The organism is Nocardia sp. NPDC058518, from assembly GCF_042719655.1.
In the GTDB taxonomy this organism is placed as follows: Bacteria; Actinomycetota; Actinomycetes; order Mycobacteriales; family Mycobacteriaceae; genus Nocardia.
The window spans coordinates 181,475-198,741 of sequence record NZ_JBHXNJ010000017.1; the positions used below are offsets into that span (position 1 = coordinate 181,475).

Below are 17,267 nucleotides of genomic sequence, written 5' to 3' on the forward strand. Positions count from 1 at the left end.
AGCCGGTGTCATCGGGGACGTGCGGGAAATGTGGCGCATGCTCGCGTTGTCGCCGGCACGGGTCGCGGTCGCGATCGCGTGGGGCGTGGCCGCGTTGGGGAGCGGGCTCGGGTTGGCGGCGCTGGCCGCGTGGTTGATCGCGCGGGCGTGGCAGATGCCGCCGGTGCTCGACCTGAGCGTCGTGGTGGTCTCGGTGCGGGCGCTCGGCATCTCGCGGGGGTTGTGCCGGTACCTGGAGCGGCTGGCCACCCACGATGTGGCGCTGCGGGCCATGACCACCGCCCGGACCTCGGTGTATCGCACGCTGGCCCAGTCCGATGTCTGGCGGTGGCGGGATCGGGCAGGCTCGTCGGGTCGGCATGCGACCGTGGCGGGCCGGGAGATGCGGCGCGGAGATGTGCTGGTGCGCATCGGCACCGATATCGATGACCTCGGGGCGGTCGTGGTCCGGGTGCTGGTTCCGGTCGCGGTCGCGGTGGTGTTGTCGTTCGCCGCGGTGGGGTTGATCGCGTTCATCTCGCCACTGGCCGCGGTGATTCTGGCCGTCGCGCTGGGGGTTTCGGGGATCGCGGCGCCGTGGTTGTCGGCGATGGCCGCGCGGGAGGCCGAGCGCGCGGTGCGGGCCGATCGGGCGGAGTTCACCGCTGAGGCGGTGACCGTGCTCGACCACGCCGCTGAACTGCGCGTCGCGGGCCGGCTCGATGCGGCGCTCGCGGTGGCGGACAAGGCCTCTCGCCGCGCGGTGGCCGCGGAGGATTCGGCGGCGTCGCGCAGCGCGTGGGCGGCCGCGGCGACCCCGCTCTCGATCGGGATCAGCGCGCTGGGTGCCCTGCTGGTCGGCATCGCCGCCTACGGGCCGACCGGCGGACTCCCCGGCGGGATGACCCCGATGGCCCTGGCGATCCTCGTCCTGGTGCCGCTGTCCGCCTTCGAAGCCGTCGGTGCGCTCCCGGCCGCCGCGACCACCCTCACCACCGCCAGAGCCGCACTGCATCGCCTTCGCGACAGCTCGGTGAAGCCCTCAGCGGTCGGTGGCAAGCCGACCACGATCGCGATGCCGGAAGGGCGGCGGGTGGTTGTCCTCGGGCCGAGTGGGGCAGGGAAGACGACGTTGCTGATGGCATGGGCTGGGCTGTTCGATACGCCTCGGGACGGGGTCACGTTCTTCGCGGAGGACGCGCACCTGTTCGGTACCTCGATTCTGGAGAATCTGCGGGTGGCGCGTGGTGATCTCGGCCTCGATGAGGCCGAAAGCGCGCTGCGCACAGTCGGGCTCGGCCCTTGGCTGGATTCGTTGCCGGACGGTGTGCACACCTCGCTCACCGCGGGTGCGGCCGCGGTATCGGGTGGTCAACGCCGCCGCATCCTGCTGGCCCGCGCTCTCGTCGCCCCCGCGCACACCCTGCTCCTCGACGAGCCGACCGAACACCTGGCCGCTGCCGAAGGCGATCAGCTCCTGCGCGAGCTCCTGGACGCGAACAGCGGCCTAGTTGCCCCCGATCGCACAGTTGTCGTTGTCACCCACCAACTCCCGCTCGGCCACGGAGCCGACACGATCGTCACCGTCGACGCCACCGGTACGTGCCGCGTCGAACATCCCCACGCCGTGGCAGCCTCGGCGAACTGAGGCATTCGCCCAGGTCAGCACCGCAATTAATTCAATTGCCGACCGCGCCGGGCGCAGCTAGATTCATCAGTACACAAGAGAGGAGGTGGTCTGAAGAATGTATGTTCAACGGATGCGTGAGGTGGCTGCCCGCTAGCAGCTCCACTGCGGGAGATTCCCCAGCGGTGCGCTGAGCGAATCCCAGGCAGTCACCCGACCCCCGAGCCCCCGGATGATCCAACCGGGACCATCGCGTTCACAGAATGCGGCGGAAGGCTCGGGGGTCGCTCCATTTCACGACGAAAACGGCCCGCCCAGAGAGATCTGGACGGGCCGTTCGCGAAGATGTCAGCCGATGTAGCGGACCAGCCGCGCCGACAGGCGCGGGACGAGGGCGCCGTCGGGGTCCACTCGTTCCTCCACGTACGCGAGGTCACCGTTTTCGACGATGCCGTAGAGGCGTTTCGCGCCGCCGACCACCGCGCCGGAGGTGCTGCGGATGGAGACGTCGGTCGCGAGTTCCCATGAGGCGTGGTTGCGTGCCGTGCCGTAGTACAGCTCGATCACGCCGTTGCTGTGGGTGAGCAGGAATTCGAGCAGCTCCTCGGAGCCCTCACCGCCGACCCGCCAGTAGCCGCTCTCACGGAGGTCAGGGCCGGTGTACTTGCCCTCGGCGTCGAGCTTCCAGGTCTGCGATTCCCAGGCCAAGTAGTCGCCGCCGTCGTGGGAGACGATGATCTGCTGGCCGAAGTGGTAGTCGCCCTGGGTGGGGTGATTGCCTTCGCCCTCGCCGCGCCACACACCGACCAGCGGCAGCAGGGCCAGCATGGCGTGGTTCAGATCCGGGCCGAGGCGCAGATTGGCCGTGTCTTCGGGCAGGGGAAGACCGGGCAGGACCGAAATGTTTCGGGCGCCGGTCTCTTTCGCCCGTTCAGCGGCGACATTCACTGCCTCGTCGCCACTACGACGCTCGGCCGGAGCGTCTTGCTCGTTACTCGCTCGCTCGGCCTGTTCGTTACCCTCGCCGGCGAGCCCGCTCATGACTCGGTGAAGAGCCGGTAGAAGACGTAAAGGCCGAACCAGCCGATGAGAATCGACACGGCAACAAGGAGTACCTCGAAGAAGATGACCACAACCGAAGTCTAGCTACCCCTCGCAACAGATACGAAAACGGCCCTGGCAGTTCCCGCACAGGAACTACCAGGGCCGTTGTGAGCTTTACTTCGCGACCGCGACATCCACAGCGTGGATGCCCGCGCCCTCGGGGCTGATCTCGGCGGAGCCGTTGCCCGACGAGGACAGCGCGCGCAGGGTCCACGAACCCGGCGCGGCGAAGAAGCGGAAATCACCGGTGCCCGAGGCCACGACCTCGGCGGTGAAGTCACCGTTGCCGTCGAGCAGACGCACGAACGCGCCGCCGACGGGCTGGCCGTCGGTGCTCAGGACACGGCCGGTGATGACCGTTTCCTTCTCCACATCGACGCCGGCCGGAATGGCCTGACCCTGGGTAGGTGCTGCACACATATTGATTACGCTCCCAACTCGATAGGCACGCCGACGAGCGAACCGTATTCGGTCCAGCTGCCGTCGTAGTTCTTGACGTTCTGGTGGCCGAGCAGCTCCTGCAGCACGAACCAGGTGTGCGAGGAACGCTCGCCGATACGGCAGTAGGCGATGGTTTCCTTCTCGCCGTCCAGGCCCGCGTCCTTGTACAGCTCGGCCAGCTCGGCGTCGCTGCGGAAGGTGCCGTCCTCGTTCGCGGCCTTGCTCCACGGCACGCTGATCGCGGTCGGGATGTGGCCGGCCCGCTGGCTCTGCTCCTGCGGCAGGTGCGCGGGAGCGAGGATCTTGCCGGAGAACTCGTCGGGCGAACGCACGTCGACCAGGTTCTTGACGCCGATGGCCGCGATGACCTCGTCGCGGAAGGCGCGGATGGTCAGGTCGGGAGCGGCGGCCTTGTACTGGGTGGCCGGGCGCGAGACCGCGTCACGCGAGAGCGGACGACCGTCGAGCTCCCACTTCTTGCGGCCGCCGTCGACGAGCTTGACGTCGTTGTGGCCGTACAGCTTGAAGTACCAGTAGGCGTAGGCCGCGAACCAGTTGTTGTTGCCGCCGTAGAGCACCACGGTGTCGTCGTTGCTGATGCCACGCGCCGAGAGCAGGTCGGAGAACTGCTCCTGGTTCACGAAGTCACGACGAACGTGATCCTGCAGGTCGTCCTTCCAGTCCAGGCGGATGGCGCCTTCGATGTGGCCACCCTCGTAGGCGGAGGTGTCCTCGTCGACCTCGACGAAGACGACGCCGGGGGCGTTGAGGTTCTCTTCGGCCCAGTCAACGGAGACCAGGACATCGGAGCGAGCCATGTTGTTCCTTTCAGAGATGACGTGCAGGAGGGTCAGTTCGGTGCCGGGGCAGGCGACCGGCGGAAGCGAGCTACCAGCGGATAGATCTGGCAACCCAGGCAGACCCCGAACGCCGCGTTCAAGAACGCCGCGAACAGGGCGAAGCCGGCGAACACCGCGCCGACGATCGAGGAGCCGAGCGCGAAGCCCAGCAGGGAGAGACCGGCGAACACGAAGCCGAGCGCTTGCGCGAAACGCAGCGGTGGCACGGGCTCGGTCTCGGTGGGCGGACCATTACGCGGCGCGACGAACGCGGCGTAGATCCTGCCGTAAGGGTGCTTGACAGGGCCCGCGGCGGCGCCGATCGCGAAGACGACGGCCTGCAGGCCGATCAGGATCGCGGCGGCGGCGGGCGAGACGGCACTGACGAGGAGCACCAGGATCAGGACGCCGGTGGTAATCCAGGCCACGAAACGCGGCCCGCGTACGTCGACGCGAGGTAGGGAATCAGAAACGGTCATTGTGCGAACTCCTGCGCTTCATATGAGCACTTACAGGGGGATCTACCTGTTCGCCGGGGGATCCGAGAGGATCACTCGCGCGGCGGGGCATAGATCGACGTCAGAAATCTCGGGAGAGAAAGGGCCGATCGTTCAGCAGCACAGGCAGCAACAACCACCGAGGCGACACAGGTCAACTGTGCGGCGTCGGGTGAGCATCAGCTCGTGGTCGGTTTGCACGAGAAGTAGTTTACCCGGTCTTCCCGGAGAATGTCTCGGCCCCCCTGAATACGGGGCTAGATCACACAGTCAGGGGCTCGAGGGCGGTGCGCAGGTCGCCGGGCTTCGGGACGCCGGAGATGCGGAAGCGTTCCTTGCCCTCGGCGTCGAAGACGAAGGTCGTCGGCAGGGAAAGGACGTTGAGCTCACGGGCCAGCGCGGGGTCGGCGTCGATATCGATCTCGATGTCGCGCGGGGCGTTCGGGGACTCCGACAGCTCGGCGGTGACGCCCGCGACGACCCGGCGGACCGCGTCACACGGGCCGCACCAGTCGGCGGAGAAGTGCAGCACCGCGGGGACCTCGCCGGTCACACCGGCGGCGCCGAGCAGGCGGGTGCGCTGGTGCGTCTCGGGGTCGAGGGTGGCGGGACGAACCTGCCCTTGCTTGCGCGACAGGTAGAGGCCCACCGCGACGGCGGCCGCGATGACGGCGGCCAGAATGACGATCTCGATCATGGTTGCTGCAATCGGTCCAGGTCGATGGTGACGTTGCGGCCGACACCCTCGACGACGATCTGGCCGCCGAGCGCCGACACCTCGGTCGGTGCGACACCGAACGGCAACTCCTTGGTATCGATGGTACGGCTGAATCGATCGAGCACCGCCGCGCGATCGGCCTCGGGAATCTCGGACTTGGTGGTGGTCGTCGCATCGGAGGGGCCGCTGTCGCTGTCGCGGTAGAAGCCGGTGGCCTGGATGCGGACCTTGTCGCCGTCGAGCAGCAAGTCGGCCTGCACCTGCACGGGCACCCGGGTGCTGCTGCCGGTGGGGACCACGCCCGCGCCGAGGACGCGGCCGTTCGGGGCGGTTGCCAGGGTGCCGGTGAGCACGAGTGCGCCCGCGGTGGTCATCCCGGAGCCGCCCGAACCGCCGGTGCCGTCGGACTTGTCGGCGGGACGGGTGTGCACCTGCAGGTCGGGGATGCCGAAGAGTTTGCCGAGCTCGGTGGGTTCGATGCGCATCCTGGCGTCGATCCGTTCGACCTGCACATTGCGGGCCGCGCCGTCGAGCAATTGGCTCGCCGGGGCGTGCAGGCCCTTGAGGGTGGCCTCGATACCGATCTCGCCCGGAATATCGGGGCGCATGCCGCGGGCCCGGATGGTCACCTCGTCATAGCGGCCGCTCATCGCCTGGGCGGTGAACGGGAATCCGTGGAACGTCACTTCCGGGTCGGCCGACAGATCCGCGCCTGCCCGCAGTTGGCGGGAGACGTGGTATTCCGAATAGGCGGCGGCGCCGAAATCGATGACCACCGCCAAACCGGCCAGGCAGAGAAGCCCGATGATCAGCTTGCGCATAGTTGTGACACTAGCGGCTGGTGTCGCGGGTCGCGGGCCCGCGGTCCGACCAGGACGGGTGCCAACGACACAAAACGGACGCCGTGTTGCGAGGTCGTGGCGGTAGAGGCGCTAATGTTGCACACGACTTAACCTGTGTTTCGGCGACGTAGCTACGCGGCTGCTGTCGTCCGCGGAGCAACGAGATAGGAGGAGAGCCCCATGGAGCTGCTCCTACTGACCTCCGACCCCAACCCCGATGCGGTCCTGCCGTCGTTGACGCTACTGGCGCACAACGTCCGGCCCGCGCCGACCGAGGTGTCGTCCCTGCTGGAGGCGAGTAGCGCCGATGTGGCGCTGGTCGACGCCAGAACGGACCTGGCCGCGGCGCGTGGTCTGTGCCGGCTGCTCGGCAGCACCGGGTCCTCGGTGCCGGTGGTCGCGGTACTGACCGAGGGCGGCCTGGTGGCCGTCAACGCGGACTGGGGCCTGGACGACATCCTGCTGCCCGGGACCGGCCCCGCTGAGCTCGACGCGCGCTTGCGGCTGCTGGTCGGACGTAACGGTGGGGTCGCCAGCCCGGAGAACACCGGCAAGATCACCCTGGGTGAGCTGGTGATCGACGAGGGCACCTACACCGCGCGCCTGCGCGGTCGCCCGCTCGACCTCACCTACAAGGAATTCGAGCTGCTCAAGTACCTCGCGCAGCACGCTGGCCGGGTGTTCACCCGGGCCCAGCTGCTGCAAGAGGTCTGGGGCTACGACTTCTTCGGCGGCACCCGCACCGTCGACGTGCACGTGCGGCGCCTGCGCGCCAAGCTCGGCACCGAGTACGAGTCGCTGATCGGCACCGTGCGCAACGTCGGCTACAAGGCCGTGCGCCCGGCCCGGACAGCCGCCGCCAAGGGCGAGGTGGTGAGCTTCGTCGACGAGGACGTCGACGGCGACGACTCCTTCGCCCCACTCAACGGCAGCGCGCAGTAGCCCCTGTCACGCTTCGAGGAGAACGCGATGCCGGATACAGCAACCCTGACCTGGACCGATCAGGTCGAGCCCGGCACCGTGCACCGGGTGCGCGCGCTGCTCGAACGCGCGGCTGACGCCGACGGCGTCGCCCCGGTCTCCGAGCAGGCGGTGCTCTCCCTCGCCGAAGTCGACCCGTCGACAAGGCACCTGCTGGCGATGCGCGCCGGCGAGGTGGTCGGCTACGCGAATCTCGTTGCGGCACATGACGAACACCCCGCGATGGCCGAGGTCGCCGTCGACCCCGCCGCGCGTGGTGCCGGCATCGGCGCGGATCTGGTCCGCGCCGCGCTGGCCGAGGGTGGCGCGGGTGCCAGGGTGTGGGCGCACGGTGACCTGCCCGCGGCCAAGGCGCTGGCGAGCGGGCTCGGACTGAGCACCGCCCGTGAGCTGTGGCAGATGCGCCGCTCACTGGCAACCCCGGAGCTACCGGAACTAGAGCTTCCGGACGATCTCATCTTGCGCACGTACGCGGGCCCCGTCGACGACCTCGAAATCCTGCGGGTGAACAACGCGGCTTTCGCCTGGCATCCCGAACAGGGCGGCTGGACCGAGCGCGATATCGCCGCTCGGCGCGCGGAATCCTGGTTCGAACCGGCCGGTCTTTTCCTGGCCTTCGACGCCGCCGACCCGAGCCGCCTGCTCGGTTTCCACTGGACCAAACAGCATCCCGACGCCGCCCCCGCCGGTGAGGTGTACGTGGTCGGGGTCGACCCGTCCGCGCAGGGGCGTGGCCTCGGCCGACTGCTGACCCTGGCCGGTCTGCGGCACCTGCTCGCGGCCGGATCCACGGAGGTCCTGCTCTACACCGAGGCCGACAACACCGCCGCCGTGCACACCTACACCAAGCTCGGATTCGCCCCCGCCCACATCGACGTCGCGTACTCGCTGCCCTGATGCGAGCTACCTCACATCCGAGGTGAATTCTGGTGTGCGAGGAGAATATTGCGCGGATGACCGGGTACGTGCGAGTAAAACTGGGGCTAACGTCACATTCGCGGCATTGATCGCGCCGGGCTGTTCATTCTCCGTTAACCCACGTCGGGCCAACTGTCAACCGGGCGACCCTAGGTTACTTCTGGGCGGCACAGTCGTCGCCTGGTGCGCGCATTCCTTCGGGACAGCGAGCGCCAGCCAGCCTCACTCGGGCCGGTGAGGGACCGAGTGAGACACCCAGCATTGTCGGAGGAAAAGTGAACTTCAAGCGCACCAGTGCCCTGGTCGGCGTCTTCGCCGTGGGCGCCATGACCCTGGCCGCCTGTGGCAGTGACGAGAACACCACCGGTGGCGAGGCCGGCAACGCCGCCAACACCAGCGTTGCCTGTGGTGGCAAGAAGGCGCTCAAGGCGTCCGGTGCCTCCTCGCAGAAGAACGCCATGGAGCGTTTCGTCGCGGCCTACGAGAACAACTGCGACGGCTTCACCCTGAACTACACCTCGAGTGGCTCGGGCGCCGGCGTCAACGAGTTCATCGGCGGCCAGACCGATTTCGGTGGCTCCGACTCGGCGCTGAGCTCCAAGAAGGAAGAGCCGGCCAAGGCCGCGGAGCGTTGTGGCGCCCCCGCGTGGAACCTGCCGACCGTCTTCGGCCCGATCGCCGTGACCTACAACGTCGACGGCGTCACCGACCTGGTGCTCGACGGCCCGACCGCCGCCAAGGTGTTCAACGGCTCCGTCGCCACCTGGGATGCCCCGGAGATCAAGGCGCTCAACCCGAACGCCAAGCTCCCCGCCGAGAAGATCGCCGTGATCTTCCGCTCCGACGAGTCGGGCACCACCGACAACTTCCAGCTCTACCTCGACGCGGCCTCGGACGGCGCGTGGGGCAAGGGCGGCGGCAAGACCTTCAACGGTGGCGTCGGTGAAGGTGCCAAGGGCAACGAGGGCACCTCGGCCGCCATCAAGAGCACCAAGAACTCGATCACCTACAACGAGTGGTCCTTCGCCAAGGCGCAGAACCTGTCCATCTCGCAGATCATCACCTCCGCGAGCAAGGACCCGGTCAAGCTGTCGGCCGAGTCGGCAGCCAAGGCCATCGACGGCGTGAAGGTCAAGGGCGAGGGCAACGACCTGGTGCTCGACACCAGCTCGTTCTACAAGCCGACCGTCGCCGGCTCGTACCCGATCGTCATGGCCACCTACGAGGTCGTGTGCTCCAAGTACGCCGACGCCGACACCAGCAAGGCCGTCAAGGCCTTCCTGACCTCGGCCGTCACCAACGGCCAGTCCGGTCTGACCGAGGCGGGCTACGTGCCGCTGCCCGACGCGTTCAAGACCAAGCTGACCACCGCGATCAACGCCATTTCCTGATCGCTTTCTGGCCATGACAATGCACCCTGAGGTGACCGCGGTGGGCTCGTCGGATTCGACGGGCCCACGGGCGGCCGGAGATACTGCGAATATGCCGACCGAACCGAAAATCGACAAGGCCCCTGACGGGGGTCGTACCGGCCGCCTGAACGCCGAGACGATCTTCCGGTGGATGGCCACCGCTGCCGGCGCGACAATCGTCGCCGCTATCGCGTTGATCGCGCTGTTCCTGCTGATCCGCGCGGTCCCCTCGCTCATGGCCGACAATGCCAACTTCTTCACCAGCACCGAGTTCTCGACCGGTGATGCCAACAATCTCCGCTTCGGTATCCGCGACCTGTTCATGGTCACGGTCCTGAGCTCGGTGTTCGCGCTCGTCGTCGCGGTGCCGATCGGTGTCGGTATCGCGCTGTTCCTGACGCACTACGCGCCGTCGCGGCTGGGCAGGCCGTTCACGATGCTGATCGACCTGCTCGCCGCGGTGCCGTCCATCGTGTTCGGTCTGTGGGGTTTCCTGGTGCTGGCGCCGCAGATCGCGCCGGTGCAGGAATTCCTCAACGAGAACCTGGGCTGGTTCTTCCTCTTCTCCGACGGCAACGTCTCGATCGGCGGTGGCGGCACCATCTTCACCGCCGGTGTCGTGCTCGCGGTGATGATCCTGCCGATCATCACCTCCGTCGCCCGCGAAGTGTTCGCGCTCACCCCGCGCGCGCACATCGAGGCCGCGCAGGCCCTCGGCGCCACCAAGTGGGAAGTCGTGCGGATGACGGTGCTGCCCTACGGGCGCAGTGGTGTGATCGCCGGTTCCATGCTCGGCCTCGGCCGCGCGCTCGGTGAGACGATCGCGGTGCTCGTCGTGCTGCGCACCGCCACCGTGCCCGGTGAGTGGTCGCTGTTCGACGGCGGCTACACCTTCGCCTCCAAGATCGCCTCCGCGGCCTCGGAGTTCAGTTCACCGCTGCCTACCGGCGCCTATATCGCCGCCGGCTTCGTTCTCTTCGCGCTGACCTTCATCGTCAACGCGCTGGCCCGCCTGGCCTCCGGCGGAAAGGTGAACGGCTGATGCCTCCGACAACTGTCCTCGACAAACCGGTCAAGGCGCCGACGTTCCGGCACGTCAGCACCGGCAGGCGGATCAAGAACAACATCGCCACCGGCCTGGTCACGCTGTGCTTCGTCATCGCGCTGATCCCGCTGGTGTGGGTGCTCGGCCTGGTGATCACCAAGGGCTTCAGCACCATCATCTCGTCGGACTGGTGGTTCAACTCCCAGAAGGGCATCCTGCCGGATCAGACCGGCGGCGGTGTGTACCACGCGATCTACGGCACCATCGTGCAGTCGGCGGTGGCCTCGATCATCGCGGTGCCGCTCGGCATCATGGCCGCGGTCTACCTGGTCGAATACGGTCGCGGCCGGCTCGCCAAGGTCACCACCTTCATGGTCGACATCCTCGCCGGTGTGCCCTCGATCGTGGCCGCGCTGTTCATCTTCGCGCTGTGGATCGCGACCTTCGGTATGCCGCAGAGCTCCTTCGCCGTCTCGCTGGCGCTGGTGCTGCTGATGCTGCCGGTGGTCGTGCGAAGCACCGAGGAAATGCTGAAGCTGGTGCCCGACGAGCTGCGTGAGGCGTCCTACGCGCTCGGTGTGCCGAAGTGGAAGACCATCCTGCGGATCGTCATCCCCACCGCCGCACCCGGCATGATCTCGGGCATCCTGCTCGCGCTCGCTCGTGTGATGGGTGAGACCGCGCCGGTGCTGGTACTGGTCGGTTACTCGAAGTCGATCAACCAGAACATCTTCGACGGCAACATGGCCTCGCTGCCGCTGTTGATCTACCAAGAGCTGGCGAACCCGGAGCCCGCGGGCCGCGCACGTGTGTGGGGTGCGGCGCTCACGCTGATCCTGCTCATCGCAGTGCTGTACCTGGCGGCCGCCGGCGTCAACAAGCTGCTCACCCGGAACCGATAGAAGCGAACGGAATACTCAGATGGCCAAGCGGATCGACGTCAAAGATCTCAACATCTATTACGGCAGCTTCCACGCCGTGGCGAATGTGGAACTGACCGTGCTGCCGCGCAGCGTCACCGCCTTCATCGGTCCCTCCGGCTGTGGCAAGTCCACCGTGCTGCGCTCGCTCAACCGCATGCACGAGGTGACCCCGAACGCCCGCGTCGAAGGTGCCGTGCTGCTCGACGGCGAGGACATCTACAGCTCGGCGATCGACCCGGTCGGCGTGCGTCGCACCATCGGCATGGTGTTCCAGCGCCCGAACCCGTTCCCCACCATGTCGATTCGCGACAATGTGGTGGCCGGGCTGAAGCTGCAGGGTGTGCGCAACAAGAAGGAACTCGACGAGGTCGCCGAGCGCTCGCTCAAGGGTGCCAACCTCTGGAACGAGGTCAAGGACCGCCTCGACAAGCCCGGTGGCAGCCTCTCCGGTGGTCAGCAGCAGCGTCTGTGCATCGCCCGCGCCATCGCGGTCTCGCCCGACGTCCTGCTGATGGACGAGCCGTGTTCGGCGCTCGACCCGATCTCCACCCTGGCGATCGAGGACCTGATCACCGAGCTCAAGAAAGAGTTCACGATCGTCATCGTCACCCACAACATGCAGCAGGCCGCGCGGGTGAGTGACCAGACCGGTTTCTTCAACCTCGAGGCCCAGGGCAAGCCCGGCCGCCTGATCGAGATCGACGACACCGAGAAGATCTTCTCCAACCCCACCCAGCGCGCCACGGAAGACTACATCTCCGGCCGCTTCGGTTAGAAGCACTACAGAAAGCCCCGCGCACCTTCTCGAAGGAGCGCGGGGCTTTTCTCGTTGTGGTGCTGAGACGAAAAAGCCCCCGCGGTGAGCGGGGGCCGACTCGTTGTCTTTCAGCTTGTTTCGATGTCTTCGTCAGCTGGTAGGACGCCCGTGACCAGGAAGATGACGCGGCGGCCGATCTCCACTGCGTGGTCGGCGAAGCGCTCGTAGTAGCGGCCGAGGAGGGTGACGTCGACGGCGGCGGCTACGCCGTACTTCCAGTCACGGTCCATCAGGAGGGTGAACAGGTGGCGGTGGAGGTCGTCCATCGCCTCGTCGTCCTGGTTGAGCTGGGCGGCGCGCTCGGGGTCGCGGGACTCGAGTACCTCTTTGGCGCCCGCGCCCATGTTGACCGCGATGCGGCCCATCTCGGCGAAGTAGCCGTTGACCGACTCCGGGAGGGCGTGGGCCGGGTGGCGGCGGCGGGTCACCTTGGCGACGTGCAGCGCGAGCGCGCCCATCCGGTTGACGTCGCCGACGATCTGGATCGCGCTGACGACCTGGCGCAGGTCGCCCGCGACGGGTGCCTGCAGTGCGAGCAGTGCGAAGGCCTTCTCCTCGGCCTCGGTGATCATCACCGAGATCCGATCCTGCTCGCCGATGACCTGCTCGGCCAGACCCAGGTCGGCCTGCAGCAGCGATTGGGTGGCCTGTTCCATGGCCTGGCCAGCGAGACCGGCCATCTCGCCGAGGAGGTTGGCGAGGTCGGCCATTTGCTCGTTGTAGATGACACGCATGATTGCTGACCCTAGTGGGTACCCGCACCGCTGTCACCCAACACCGGGTTAATGCCGCATGGCAGTGTCGTGGCAGGTCAGCGCGGTCAGTCGCAGCTGGTGTCGGCCGCGTTCATGTGTTCGAGGTCGGACGGCAGGGTTACGGGGGCCGCGGTGATCGGCTTGCCGGTGCCCGCGTCGGGGATTTCGGTGCCGACCGAGACCGGGGTACGGACCTGTCCGGCGAAGTTCGAACCCAGGATGACCTCGATGATTCCGTCGAGATCGTCATCGCGTTCGAGCACCGCGCCGGGAATCGCACTCGCGACGGTGGCGGCCGCGGCCTCGTTGCCGGTCGAGAAGCGGACCACGGTCGAATCGCTGCCCTGGGGGTAGTTGCCGACGTTGTAGATCCCGAAACCCATGTTCGAGAGCTTGTTCGCGGCCTGTTGCGCCACGCCGGTGCGGCCGGTTCCGTTGGATATCCGCAGCGAGACCGAGCCGGGACTCACGGCGAAGACCTTGGGTGCCTGGGTCGGCGGAGCCTCGCTCGAACTCGTCACCGGCGGCGCGGTTTCCTCACCGGGCAGCGGCTGATCGTCGATGATCGAGCGGAAGATCGCTTTGATGTCGGACTCGCGGGGAATCTCGTTGCCATAGGCGGTGGTACCGGCGGTGGGCGCGGTGATGAAGGTGACAGCACCCGCGTTGACCTTCTGCAGCGACCGGCCGAGCAGCATCAGATCTTGCGTGCCGACACCGTCGACGAAGGTGTGCTGACGGAATGCCTCGACGAAGCCCTGCAACTTCGCCGGGTCGAGCAGCACTTTGCTCGACAACGCGCCGCGCAGCAGTGCTGCCAGGAACTGCTGCTGACGGTGAATACGGTCGTAGTCGCTGCGTTCCTCGCCGACCACATGCCGTGCGCGGACATAGTTGAGTGCGGTCTCACCGTTGATGCGCTGCTTACCCGAGGTCTCGAGCACCGTGCCGAGCACTCCGTCGATGATCGGCTTGGTGGAGCAAACCTCGACACCATCGACTTGGTCGACCATGGCTTGGAAGCCGGCGAAGTCGATGCCGATGAAGTGACCGATGGTCAGGCCCGACATCTTGCGGATTACGTCGACCAGGCAGCGCGGCCCACCGAGGGCGTACACCGCGTTGAGCTTGCCGCCGAGGGCCGAGGGGAATTTCTCGTCGGTGTAGGTGGCCTTCTCGTTGTCCCAACCGGCGCACTGCGGCCTGGTGACATCGAGGTCACGCGGGAACGACACGACCACCACCCGCGAGCGGTTCTTCGGGATGTGCACCAGCATCGCCGTGTCGGCGCGGGCGCCTTCGGTGTCCTCGGCCGAGCCCGCGCCCATGTCGGCGTTGACGCCCGCTCTGGTGTCGGTGCCGACGATGAGGTAGTTCTCGTCGCCGAGCTGCATATCGCCGTCGAGCACGTCGCCGGAGGCACCGCCGCCGAGCGCGTCGACCTGGGTGAAGCTGCTGTTGGTGGCCTGCAGGTAGCTCCAGCCGCCGCCGGTGATGACGAGGGCGAGCACCGCGACGAACGTCAGCGTGACCCGGCCCGCCATCCGCGCCTGCTTGCTACGCCGACTATCGCTGCCCGGACGACGCGGCGGTGCGGCGGCCGCGGTTTTGACCGGCCTGGCGCGCTTGGGCTCGGCGGCGGTGACCGTGGGCAGGATGTCGGTGGGCGGATCGATCGGATCGGCCACGCGCCGCGCGGGGGCGGCTGTGCGTACCGATTCCTTCGCCTGGGCGGGCAGCGCGGTGGTCGCGGTGCGGTCGGCGGGGGATTCGGCGCGATGCGGTGGGGTGCCCGCGATGTCGTCGACGACGGGGGAGCCGTCGGTGCGGGGTGCGATGTCGGGACGTGGGGTGGGACGCGGTGCCTGTTCGCGGGCGCGGCGGCCCGCACGCGAGGCGGGGTCGCCGCTCTCGGCGGGGGGCACCCGTCTGTCGCGCCTGGTGCGTTCGCTGTCGACCCGGTTGACGAGGTCGGCCACCGTCAGCGGCGCGGCGTCCTGCGTCGAGTCCGCGTGCCGGGAACGGCGCGAGCCGGTTTCCGGTTGCTCGGTGGGTTCGGCCGCTGGGTACCGCTCCCAGGGGGCGCGATTTCCGGGCCGGGGCGTACGCCCGCGCCGATCGTCACCCACCAACGAACCTCACTTCTCTATCTGGCGCAGCCTGCGCGTCATCGCACGGCTCCGATTCGAACCAGAGTCGAACGATCCCGCAATGATAACGATTCCGCCACGAGTAGCCACTCCAGTGCACACCGGAATCGCTGACAATCTGATTGCGAAGTTTCGGCGGGCCTCGGAAAGCCCTGCTCGAGCGGGTGCCATCGGCCGAGACAGCGACGACTTACGAATTGATGTCGGCTCGATATGGGGGCCTGATCAGCCGCCGCTGTGCATCACATCGGCCGCGGCCGGAACAGTGTCGTCCTCCGGGTCGTCGAGCCAGCCCTCCGGCAGTACGACCTTGGTCTGCGGCGAACCCTGACGCCCGCGCGGTCCGAGCGCGTCGGTGGGGAAGGGCACAGTCGGGTCGAGCTGTCCGACCAGATCCTCGATCTGCGACAACTTCGACACGGTGGCGAAGCTGCGCCGCAGCTGCGAGCCGACCGGGAAACCCATCAGGTACCAGGCCATGTGCTTGCGGATATCGCGCATGGCCTTGTCCTCACCGTCGTGCTCGGTGAGCAGGGTGGCGTGGCGCACCAGGATCTCACCGACGCGGCCGAGCGTGGGCCCCTCCGGGATCGGCTCGCCGCGCAGGGCGGCGCTGAGTTCGGCGAACAGCCATGGCCTGCCGAGGCAGCCGCGCCCGACCACCACGCCGTCGCAGCCGGTCTCGTTCATCATCCGCAGCGCGTCGTCGGCGGTGAAGATATCGCCGTTGCCGAGCACCGGGATGGAGGTGACGGTTTCCTTGAGCCGCGCGATGGCCGACCAGTCTGCCGCGCCCGAGTACAGCTGCGCCGCGGTGCGCGCGTGCAGCGCCACGGCGGCGGCGCCCTCGGCCTCGGCGATGCGGCCGGTGTCGAGGTAGGTGTGGTGGTCGTCGTCGATGCCGATCCGGAACTTGAAGGTCACCGGAACGCCCGCCGGTTCGGCCGCGGCCACCATCTCGCGGACGATATTGGCGAACAGCCTGCGCTTGTACGGCAGCGCCGAACCGCCGCCGAGCTTGGTCACCTTGCGGACCGGGCAGCCGAGATTGAGGTCGATGTGGTCGGCCCAGCCCTCGCCGACGATGATCCGCACCGCCTCGCCGAGGGTTTTGGGGTCCACGCCGTAGAGCTGCATCGAGCGTGGATGCTCGTCGGCGTCGAACGACATCATGTGCAGCGTCTTCTCGTTGCGCTCGACCACCGCGCGTGCGGTGATCATCTCGCACACGTAGATCGAGGTCGCGCTACCGAACTCCCGGCACAACCTGCGGAAGGCACGGTTGGTGATGCCCGCCATCGGCGCGAGCACAACCGGCGGATCGACCGGGTAGGGCCCGATCCGCAGCGCCGTCGGCGCCTGGGGCAGCGTGGTAGTCACGCACACGATTGTCTCATCCGCCCTGATGTGATCGATCTCGCGTCCTGCTGCTTATCCGCGGGTCATCGCCGCCACTGCGACCCAGCTGACATCGTTTACCTGCTACGCCGTGTCCGGAGCAGGTCCGAAACCTCAGTAGCCTTACTCTGCTGGCATCGTCGCCTCCGGCGGTGCGCTGTCCCCACGTAATCGGAGAAGACCCCCATGGCCGAAAGCAACGAAGGCGCCACCGACCTGACGAAAACCCCTGCCACGCCTGCCACGGGCACGGTCGCCGTGCGCGTCTCGTCGCTGGTCGGCGGCGCCGTGATCGCCGTCCTCGCGATCATCGCCCTCGTGCTCGGTGTGCTGCTCGGCTCGGCGCGCTCGGAGATCTCCGACACGAAGAACCAGGCGGCCGACAACGCGAAGGCCGAGCAGATCGCCCTCGACTACTCCGTCGGCTCGGCCACCCTGAACTACCAGGACGTCAACGCCTGGGTCGCCAAGCTCAAGGCCGGTACCTCCCCCGAACTGTCGAACAAGTTCGATGCCACCGGCGCGAAGCTCGAGCAGATCATCATCCCGCTGAAGTGGACCTCCACCGCGGCACCGATCACCGCCAAGGTGCTCTCGCAGGAGGGTGAGGTCTACAAGGTCGCCGCCTTCGTCGACGTGAGCACCACCAACGCGCAGAACCCCGACGGCCTGCGCAACACGGTCACCTACAACATCACCGTCGACGCGGGCAAGGACTGGAAGATCACCGACGTCGGCAGTGCCGACGGCGCCCTCCCGATGAAATAACCCCGTCGACCGGCGAATACCCGCCGCGCCCCCAGTGACGCGCGTGGCGCGGG

Annotated in this window: 17 protein-coding genes; 8 read left to right on the forward strand and 9 right to left on the reverse strand. The window is 67.5% G+C overall.

What is annotated here, in order from left to right:
* Positions 1–28: 28 nt before the first annotated feature.
* On the forward strand, positions 29–1,627 hold the full coding sequence (locus ACFWPX_RS26625; protein WP_378930023.1) for an ATP-binding cassette domain-containing protein: 1,599 nt from the start codon (positions 29–31) through the stop codon (positions 1,625–1,627).
* 327 nt (positions 1,628–1,954) lie between these two features.
* On the opposite strand, the gene ACFWPX_RS26630 is transcribed toward ACFWPX_RS26625, so the two are convergent.
* The 6 genes from ACFWPX_RS26630 to ACFWPX_RS26655 form a co-directional block, all read right to left on the reverse strand.
* Positions 1,955–2,647, reverse strand: a complete 693-nt coding sequence (locus tag ACFWPX_RS26630; protein WP_378929989.1) for an FABP family protein — start codon at positions 2,645–2,647, stop codon at positions 1,955–1,957.
* Positions 2,648–2,824: 177 nt separating this feature from the next.
* Positions 2,825–3,130, reverse strand: coding sequence for a DUF1416 domain-containing protein (locus tag ACFWPX_RS26635; protein ID WP_056818727.1), 306 nt, complete (start codon positions 3,128–3,130; stop codon positions 2,825–2,827).
* Between the two features lie 5 nt (positions 3,131–3,135).
* On the reverse strand, positions 3,136–3,969 hold the full coding sequence (locus tag ACFWPX_RS26640; RefSeq protein ID WP_378913923.1) for a sulfurtransferase: 834 nt from the start codon (positions 3,967–3,969) through the stop codon (positions 3,136–3,138).
* Positions 3,970–4,001: 32 nt separating this feature from the next.
* The gene (locus ACFWPX_RS26645; RefSeq protein WP_378929991.1) at positions 4,002–4,469 is read right to left on the reverse strand and encodes a DUF4395 domain-containing protein; all 468 of its coding nucleotides are present in this window, start codon (positions 4,467–4,469) and stop codon (positions 4,002–4,004) included.
* 280 nt (positions 4,470–4,749) lie between these two features.
* Entirely contained in the window at positions 4,750–5,184 is a 435-nt protein-coding gene (locus tag ACFWPX_RS26650; RefSeq protein ID WP_378929993.1) for a thioredoxin family protein, read from the reverse strand.
* Positions 5,181–6,026 (reverse strand): LmeA family phospholipid-binding protein, encoded by an 846-nt coding sequence (locus tag ACFWPX_RS26655; RefSeq protein ID WP_378929995.1) that lies wholly within the window; start codon positions 6,024–6,026, stop codon positions 5,181–5,183. The genes ACFWPX_RS26650 and ACFWPX_RS26655 overlap by 4 nt, the downstream gene beginning before the upstream one ends.
* 201 nt (positions 6,027–6,227) lie before the next feature.
* On the opposite strand from ACFWPX_RS26655, the gene ACFWPX_RS26660 reads away from it, so the two are divergent.
* The 6 genes from ACFWPX_RS26660 (at position 6,228) to pstB (ending at position 12,101) form a co-directional block, all read left to right on the forward strand.
* Positions 6,228–6,989: a winged-helix domain-containing protein gene (locus ACFWPX_RS26660; RefSeq protein ID WP_378913928.1), complete on the forward strand. Its 762-nt coding sequence runs from the start codon at positions 6,228–6,230 to the stop codon at positions 6,987–6,989.
* Positions 6,990–7,016: 27 nt separating this feature from the next.
* The gene (mshD, locus tag ACFWPX_RS26665) at positions 7,017–7,925 is read left to right on the forward strand and encodes a mycothiol synthase (protein ID WP_378929997.1); all 909 of its coding nucleotides are present in this window, start codon (positions 7,017–7,019) and stop codon (positions 7,923–7,925) included.
* 296 nt (positions 7,926–8,221) lie between these two features.
* Positions 8,222–9,337 (forward strand): phosphate ABC transporter substrate-binding protein PstS, encoded by a 1,116-nt coding sequence (pstS, locus tag ACFWPX_RS26670; RefSeq protein ID WP_378929999.1) that lies wholly within the window; start codon positions 8,222–8,224, stop codon positions 9,335–9,337.
* Between the two features lie 91 nt (positions 9,338–9,428).
* Positions 9,429–10,400: a phosphate ABC transporter permease subunit PstC gene (gene pstC, locus ACFWPX_RS26675; protein ID WP_378913932.1), complete on the forward strand. Its 972-nt coding sequence runs from the start codon at positions 9,429–9,431 to the stop codon at positions 10,398–10,400.
* The gene (gene pstA, locus ACFWPX_RS26680) at positions 10,400–11,305 is read left to right on the forward strand and encodes a phosphate ABC transporter permease PstA (protein WP_378913934.1); all 906 of its coding nucleotides are present in this window, start codon (positions 10,400–10,402) and stop codon (positions 11,303–11,305) included. The genes pstC and pstA overlap by 1 nt, the downstream gene beginning before the upstream one ends.
* 19 nt (positions 11,306–11,324) lie before the next feature.
* Complete coding sequence (gene pstB / locus ACFWPX_RS26685; protein ID WP_378913935.1) at positions 11,325–12,101, forward strand: phosphate ABC transporter ATP-binding protein PstB; 777 nt, start codon at positions 11,325–11,327, stop codon at positions 12,099–12,101.
* 110 nt (positions 12,102–12,211) lie between these two features.
* Here the strand turns inward: pstB and phoU are convergent, their stop codons facing one another.
* From phoU to dusB, 3 genes are all read right to left on the reverse strand, one after another.
* Entirely contained in the window at positions 12,212–12,877 is a 666-nt protein-coding gene (phoU, locus tag ACFWPX_RS26690; RefSeq protein ID WP_378930001.1) for a phosphate signaling complex protein PhoU, read from the reverse strand.
* Positions 12,878–12,963: 86 nt separating this feature from the next.
* Complete coding sequence (locus tag ACFWPX_RS26695; protein ID WP_378930003.1) at positions 12,964–15,027, reverse strand: LCP family protein; 2,064 nt, start codon at positions 15,025–15,027, stop codon at positions 12,964–12,966.
* Between the two features lie 246 nt (positions 15,028–15,273).
* On the reverse strand, positions 15,274–16,428 hold the full coding sequence (gene dusB / locus ACFWPX_RS26700) for a tRNA dihydrouridine synthase DusB (protein ID WP_378913938.1): 1,155 nt from the start codon (positions 16,426–16,428) through the stop codon (positions 15,274–15,276).
* A gap of 204 nt (positions 16,429–16,632) precedes the next feature.
* Between dusB and ACFWPX_RS26705 the strand changes: the two genes are divergently transcribed.
* A complete protein-coding gene (locus tag ACFWPX_RS26705) occupies positions 16,633–17,214 on the forward strand; it encodes a hypothetical protein (RefSeq protein ID WP_378913939.1) in 582 nt (193 codons plus the stop codon).
* Positions 17,215–17,267 lie beyond the last annotated feature (53 nt).

Bases quoted from the DNA above. Each gene is read 5' to 3' on its own strand.
- ACFWPX_RS26625 (WP_378930023.1), top strand. From the start codon at position 29: ATGTGGCGCATGCTCGCGTTGTCGCCGGCACGGGTCGCGGTCGCGATC.
- ACFWPX_RS26630 (WP_378929989.1), bottom strand. From the start codon at position 2,647: ATGAGCGGGCTCGCCGGCGAGGGTAACGAACAGGCCGAGCGAGCGAGT.
- ACFWPX_RS26635 (WP_056818727.1), bottom strand. From the start codon at position 3,130: ATGTGTGCAGCACCTACCCAGGGTCAGGCCATTCCGGCCGGCGTCGAT.
- ACFWPX_RS26640 (WP_378913923.1), bottom strand. From the start codon at position 3,969: ATGGCTCGCTCCGATGTCCTGGTCTCCGTTGACTGGGCCGAAGAGAAC.
- ACFWPX_RS26645 (WP_378929991.1), bottom strand. From the start codon at position 4,469: ATGACCGTTTCTGATTCCCTACCTCGCGTCGACGTACGCGGGCCGCGT.
- ACFWPX_RS26650 (WP_378929993.1), bottom strand. From the start codon at position 5,184: ATGATCGAGATCGTCATTCTGGCCGCCGTCATCGCGGCCGCCGTCGCG.
- ACFWPX_RS26655 (WP_378929995.1), bottom strand. From the start codon at position 6,026: ATGCGCAAGCTGATCATCGGGCTTCTCTGCCTGGCCGGTTTGGCGGTG.
- ACFWPX_RS26660 (WP_378913928.1), top strand. From the start codon at position 6,228: ATGGAGCTGCTCCTACTGACCTCCGACCCCAACCCCGATGCGGTCCTG.
- mshD (WP_378929997.1), top strand. From the start codon at position 7,017: ATGCCGGATACAGCAACCCTGACCTGGACCGATCAGGTCGAGCCCGGC.
- pstC (WP_378913932.1), top strand. From the start codon at position 9,429: ATGCCGACCGAACCGAAAATCGACAAGGCCCCTGACGGGGGTCGTACC.
- pstA (WP_378913934.1), top strand. From the start codon at position 10,400: ATGCCTCCGACAACTGTCCTCGACAAACCGGTCAAGGCGCCGACGTTC.
- pstB (WP_378913935.1), top strand. From the start codon at position 11,325: ATGGCCAAGCGGATCGACGTCAAAGATCTCAACATCTATTACGGCAGC.
- phoU (WP_378930001.1), bottom strand. From the start codon at position 12,877: ATGCGTGTCATCTACAACGAGCAAATGGCCGACCTCGCCAACCTCCTC.
- ACFWPX_RS26705 (WP_378913939.1), top strand. From the start codon at position 16,633: ATGGCCGAAAGCAACGAAGGCGCCACCGACCTGACGAAAACCCCTGCC.